Origin of the sequence: Mitsuaria sp. WAJ17 (assembly GCF_014174515.1) — a bacterium.
Taxonomy (GTDB): domain Bacteria; phylum Pseudomonadota; class Gammaproteobacteria; order Burkholderiales; family Burkholderiaceae_C; genus Roseateles_B.
The window spans coordinates 1-5,614 of the sequence record NZ_JACJUG010000062.1; the positions used below are offsets into that span (position 1 = coordinate 1).

General features: G+C 68.8%; 4 protein-coding genes. All 4 read left to right on the forward strand.

Features of this window, described 5'->3' with window-relative positions; all coding sequences use genetic code 11:
* Positions 1-117: 117 nt before the first annotated feature.
* Positions 118-1,857: a hypothetical protein gene (locus H5407_RS23130; protein WP_183106849.1), complete on the forward strand. Its 1,740-nt coding sequence runs from the start codon at positions 118-120 to the stop codon at positions 1,855-1,857.
* Positions 1,858-1,873: 16 nt separating this feature from the next.
* Positions 1,874-2,929, forward strand: a complete 1,056-nt coding sequence (locus tag H5407_RS23135; protein ID WP_183106850.1) for a hypothetical protein — start codon at positions 1,874-1,876, stop codon at positions 2,927-2,929.
* Between the two features lies 1 nt (position 2,930).
* Positions 2,931-4,319 (forward strand): hypothetical protein, encoded by a 1,389-nt coding sequence (locus H5407_RS23140; RefSeq protein WP_183106851.1) that lies wholly within the window; start codon positions 2,931-2,933, stop codon positions 4,317-4,319.
* A gap of 10 nt (positions 4,320-4,329) precedes the next feature.
* The coding region (locus H5407_RS23145) for a hypothetical protein (protein ID WP_183106852.1) at positions 4,330-5,614 on the forward strand (1,285 nt) is incomplete at its 3' end.

Here is a 5,614-nt window from a genome sequence, read left to right on the forward strand (position 1 = left end):
CCCCCCACCCGCAAGGCCCGCGCCCCGGCGCCGGCCCGTCCCTCCCGTGCGGGCCTCGCCGCACCCAAAGCCCCCGCCTCCGCTGCGGCAGCCAACACCCAAACAGGAGCCACCCACATGAACCGCATCCTCTTCATCGACCTGGCCGAACGTGACCGCAACCGCCGCGCCGAGATCCGCGTGCGCATCGCCAACCTGGAGCGCATCGAGAACACCAAGGCCCGCACCGGCGGCCTGGGCCCGGACCTGAAGAAGGAGCTGGAGGAGCTGCGCGCCCAACTCGCCGACCGCGACACCACCGACGAGCTCTACCGCGGCGTGGCCGAGCAGGTCTCGGGCAAGTCCTGGGCCGTGCTCTCCCAGACCGGCCAGACCGACTACGTGATGCGCTACGGCTTCATGGGCAGCCAATACGGCGTGCAGCCCAATGAGCTGGGCGTGGAGGAGAAGGAGATCCTGGCCGTCTGCGGCCTGCTGCTGCTGGACGGCATCCAGGGCCCGGACAACCTGAACTTCATCTCCAAGGTGACCATCGCACGCGGCGAGTTCGAGCAGAACCGCGCCCTGTTCATGGCGGCCTTCAACCGCTTCACCACGCGGCATGAGGTGACGCTCAAGTCGCAGATCGAGAAAGGCTATGTGGACCCGGAGGCGCCCGGCTTCATCAGCGGCCGCAGCAGCACCAGCACCATGAAGGGCAGCAGCTACCTGGTGCCGGACCCGGACGACACCGTCTACGCCGTCTCCGCCAACAGCCTGGCCTCCATCGTGCGTCGCATCCGCGACGAGGGCATCTCGCCCAACGACCCCTGGCTCGTGAGCCGCATGGACAACGCCTTCAACCTGCTGACCGGCATGGTGGAAGGTGCCCCGCCCTCGGCCCTGGAGATCATGCTTCCGGACCTGGAAGAGTCGGTGGACGTTGAGATCCAGAAGGAGAACCTGCAGGCCTCGCAGGCCATCTACTTCGCCTACCAGCTGGAGGAGATGCGCATGTTCCAGGTGGTCGACAAGATCGTCGATCTCTTCCGCGGCGGCCTGCTGCCCCTGGGCAAAGGCACGGTGGGCGACAAGCTCTTCAAGTACTTCAAGACCAGCACCGAGCGCATCACCGAGGCCGAGCGCCGCGAGCTCTACTACCGCATGTTCGGCGCGCCCGGCGGCAACCCCAGCGCAGGCGACCCGAACCGGGACTTCAACGAGCTGTGGCTGCGCTTCGTCTCAGCCGTGTCCAGCTTCGCCCGCCAGATCTCGGTGGAGCGCCTGCTGCGCAACAACGTGCCCATGGCCGTCAGCCAGGAGCAGGTGCGCAAGGCCGCACGCGACCTGGGCGCCAACCTCTCGCGCAATGGCTACGGCATCGCCTATTTCGCCGCGACCGAGCTGCAGAACACCATCATCGGCTTCCGCGACATCCTGCAGGACCCCGATCTGCGCTCGGCCTTCGGCGCCCGCGACATGTGGCAGGTGATCGATATGGTCAACGTCAACTACCTTGGGGGCGCCAAAAACACGCACCGCTTCCGCACGCAGTCGCGGGCCGGGGCCATCATCATTCGCTGGATCTCCGAGAACATCCAGCGCCTGGCCAACATCTCCGGCCCGGTGCTGTCCATCGACGAGATCTCCAACCCGCAGATGCGCATCTCCAGCGGCGCCAATCCCACGCTCAAGCCCACGGACTGGGACCTGGTCAACGCCTGCGAGCAGTGGCTGGCGGTGATGGGCGTGCAGGAGCAGAGCGTCGAGCACTACTCCCAGTCCATCGAAGCGCCGGCCATGACCAGCCGGCCCATCGACATGCCCCAGGCCGCGCGCGACGTGCTGGCCTCGGTGGGCGTGAACCTGCCCATCTGAGCCCAGGAGGCCCCCCATGACGCAACCGATGTTCAAGCACGTGGCGCAGTCGCTGGCGGTGGCCTCGCGCCGCCTCGGCGTCAGCGATCCCATGGACTATGTGGGCCCCATGCTGCAGCGCAGCTTCGCCCGGCCCGAGAACGACCTGGCCTATGCCAACAACGCGCTGACGCCCGGTGCAGTGCCCTACGAGCCCTCGTTCTCGGAGAGCGAGCCGCGCATGCTTCGCTTCACCATCTCGCCCCTGGAGCCCGAGGCCAGCCCCATGGCACGGCGCGACGAGGCCACGCGCGAGCTGCGCCGCCTGGTCTATCCCATCTTCGGCCGCGATGCCCTGCGCTGGTTCGACGAGCGCAGCGAGGCCTGGCGTGGCATGTCGGGCCTCTCGTGGATGAATTTCGGTGCCTGGTTCGGCAGCGCCTTCGACGAGGACGGGCTCTACGCCGCCAAGATCTACTACGAGCTCAACCCGCAGCAGATCGAAGCCTTGAGCCCCGGCCTGGCCCGGCTCACGCGGCGGGTGATGATGCTGTACCCGCGGCTGATGCCCATCTTCACCAGCATCGGCTGCAAGCGCGATGCCGGCTCGCAGCGCGTGACCTTCATGCACCGCGGGCCGCTGGTGCTGTCGGAGCTGGGCTCGCTGATGAGCGAGCTGGGCCTGGCTGCGCGCCTGCCCTCGCTGATGCGTGCCGTGGGCGTGGCGCTGGGTGGGCGCTTCGAGCTGCCGCACGGCTCGGCCCTGCTGGGCCTGCGCGAGTCGCCCGAAGGTGTCGAGCTGAAGCTGGAGATCCTGCTCTCCGCCCTGCCGGATCTGCCCACGGGCTTCGTGGACCTGGTGCGCCTGGGCCTGGCCGAGCGGCCGCGCCAGCTGATGGCCCTGGAGCGCTGGCTGCAGGCCTTCGGCGTGGACGATGCGCGCGAGCAGGGGCACTTCTCGGTGCTGTCTGTGCGCGTGACGCCGCGCAGCGACGCGCGCATCAGCCTCTATGTGCGCCCCATCGAGTTCGAGCTGCGCGACCAGATGAACGAGCGCGCATCCGCCGGTCACGTCCTGAGCCCCGAGGTGTGAGATGAGTGCACTGCCCGCCCCGTCGCCTTCCAATGCCGCCCCGCCCGTCAGCCGCGAGACCCTGCAAGCGACGCGCAGCTCCGTTCGCGCCCTGCTGGAGCAGAGCCCGGCCTACACCCGGCTTGCGCCGGACACGCAGCGCCAACTGGCGCACGACCTGGTCCAGGTGGGCGCCTTCCTGGCCGAGCCGGGGATCAAGGTGGATCCGCAGCAGGCCGCGCCCGAGGTGCAGTCCCTGGCCGCAGGCGGCCTGCTGGGCTTCGGGGCAATGAGCAACCAGGCCAATGCGCGCGGCAGCACGAGCAGCGTCAAGGACGTCGAGGCCGACGACGCCCCGGCCTTCGGCGCTGCCGTGCGCACGGGCGTGGAGCAGGCCGTGGCCATGATCAAGGGGGTGAACTTCCCCGGCTTCGTGAGCGGACTGATCAACGGCGTCTTCCACAGCATCGTCACGAGCAGCATCGAGCAGATGGAGGCCTACGCCAAGCTGGTGGCCGACGTCTCCAAGAGCCTCAACCAGTTCCGCGACGAGAACACCACGGCCAACCAGGGCCGGGACAACCTCATCGAGCGCTTCCCCGACCTCTTCCAGCTGCAGGAGCCCGGCCAGGGCGATTTCAGCTTCGGCGACGCGCCGGCCACCGGCCCGCGCGTGGTGCTGCGCGAGGGTGTGGAGGAGAAGGACGCCATCGCCCGCATCAACGGCAGCGGCCTTCCTCTGGCCCAGCCCCTGCAGCGCATCGACGACAACCTCATCGAGGCCCTGCTCGTGCCCGCCGCGCGCACCACCATCGCCACGGGCCGCCAGCAGCTGCTGGCCACCATGGTCATGATGGGCATGCAGCGCATCGTGGTGACCGACGGCAAGATCTCCGCCAAAGTGCTGTTCGACTTCCAGGCCCGCGACAACCGCCGCTTCCAGAAGAGCGCTGTCAAGTACGACTACGCGACGGACATGTACGGCAACGTCCAGAAGACGCACAGCGGCGAAGGCCAATGGGACTACAAGCGCGAGGGCGGCAGCGAGACCCGCAGCGACTCCGGCGTGCTGACCGGCAAGACCGACGCCAGCACCTACTCCACCGGCGCCTACAAGTACGACGAGGCCCCCGTCGTCACCCTGATGAGCACCAGCCAGCTGCGCGACGACTCCTCGCTGCAGACCAAGGCCAGCCTCGCCGGCCACGTGGAGGTCAACTTCAAGAGCGACTACCTGCCGCTGGAGAAGATGGCCGACCCTGCGGCCATCGCCGCCATCCAGATGAACTCGCAGCCAGGCATGGTCAAGACGATGGCCGCGCGGCCTGTCACCACCACGCCGGGTGCGGCGGCGCCCGCGCCCGCGGCAGGCACGCCTGCCCAGGCCCCCGCTCCCGCCCCCGCCGCCTGAGGATCCCGTCATGCCAAGCACCGCGCCTCCGCCTCCCGCTTCGGCTGCCTCGCACGACTGGCTCGACGACGCCACCCTGGCCACCGTGCGCCCGCAAGTGCGGGCCCTGCTGGCCCAGAGTGAGGGCTTCCGCGCTCTGCCCGCCGAGCAGCAGCGCGAGATCGCCCAAACCATGGTGCGCGTGGCCTCCTTCATGGCCAATCCCCAGGGCCTGGCCCGCGAGGAGTTCGAGAACCCCGTGGTGCGCAAGGACAGCGGCGGCAGCGACGCCGCGCGGCAAGTGCCGCGCAGCGAAGCCGCCTCCGCCGAGGCCCTGGCCGGCGGCGTGGACGCGGCCAAGAACAAGGCCTCGGAGAAGGTGGGCACCTTCGCCGGCGCCGACTTCAAGGCCGGTGCTCTCCAGCAGGGCACCGAGCAGTTCAAGAACCTGATCAACTCGGTGGACTTCCCCGCCTTCGTGGGCGGCCTGATCCAGAACGTCTTCCAGGCCATCGTCAACGCCAGCATCCAGCAGATGCAGGCCTATGGCGAACTGCTCAAGTCCGTGGCCCAGACCGTGGACCAGTTCGCCCAGGACAACATCAGCCTGGACCAGGCACGCGGTTGGCTCAGTGACAAGTTTCCCGATGCGCTGCGCATGGGCCGGAGCGAGGACGACGAGGGCGGAACAGGCCAGCGCCTGCAACTGCGCAACGAGGACAACGAGGGGGCGCTGGCCCGCATCAACCAGGAACTGCAGCTGCTCAAGCCCGTCACCGACCTTTCGGACGCGGACCAGGAGGCTCGCCTCGTGGCCGCGGCCCGCGTGCAGATGGCGCGCTCGCGGCAGCAGCTGCTGTCCTCCATGGTGCTGCTGGGCATCAACCGCATCGTGATCACCGACGGCGCCATCAACGCCAAGGTGGTGTTCGACTTCCGCGCCAGCGACCAGGCCCTGCGCAAGGCCAAGGCCGGGCTGTCGGACCGCGAGCACATGCACAACACCAACATCTCCGGCGCGGCGGGCGGCTTCCTCGGCTGGGGCGCAGCCACCATGAACCGCAACGACTACGACCACATGACCACGGTGCAGTCCTCGGTGGACGAGAGCAGCGAGTCCAAGGCCTCGCTGAAGGCCAAGCTCAGCGGCGAGGTGCGGGTCAACTTCAAGAGCGACTACTTCCCGATGGAGAAGCTGGCCACACCGGGCATGCTGGCCTCCATCCAGGGCAATGCCACGCCTTACGACCCGAACCCGCCGCGGCCTGCCGCGCCCGGCGCCGCCCCGGGAGCCGCGCCCGCGCCAGCCGGCAGTG

What these genes read in the sequence shown, in the direction of transcription:
- H5407_RS23135 (WP_183106850.1), top strand. Translation starts at nt 1,874, where the DNA reads ATGACGCAACCGATGTTCAAGCACGTGGCGCAGTCGCTGGCGGTGGCC.
- H5407_RS23140 (WP_183106851.1), top strand. Translation starts at nt 2,931, where the DNA reads ATGAGTGCACTGCCCGCCCCGTCGCCTTCCAATGCCGCCCCGCCCGTC.
- H5407_RS23130 (WP_183106849.1), top strand. Translation starts at nt 118, where the DNA reads ATGAACCGCATCCTCTTCATCGACCTGGCCGAACGTGACCGCAACCGC.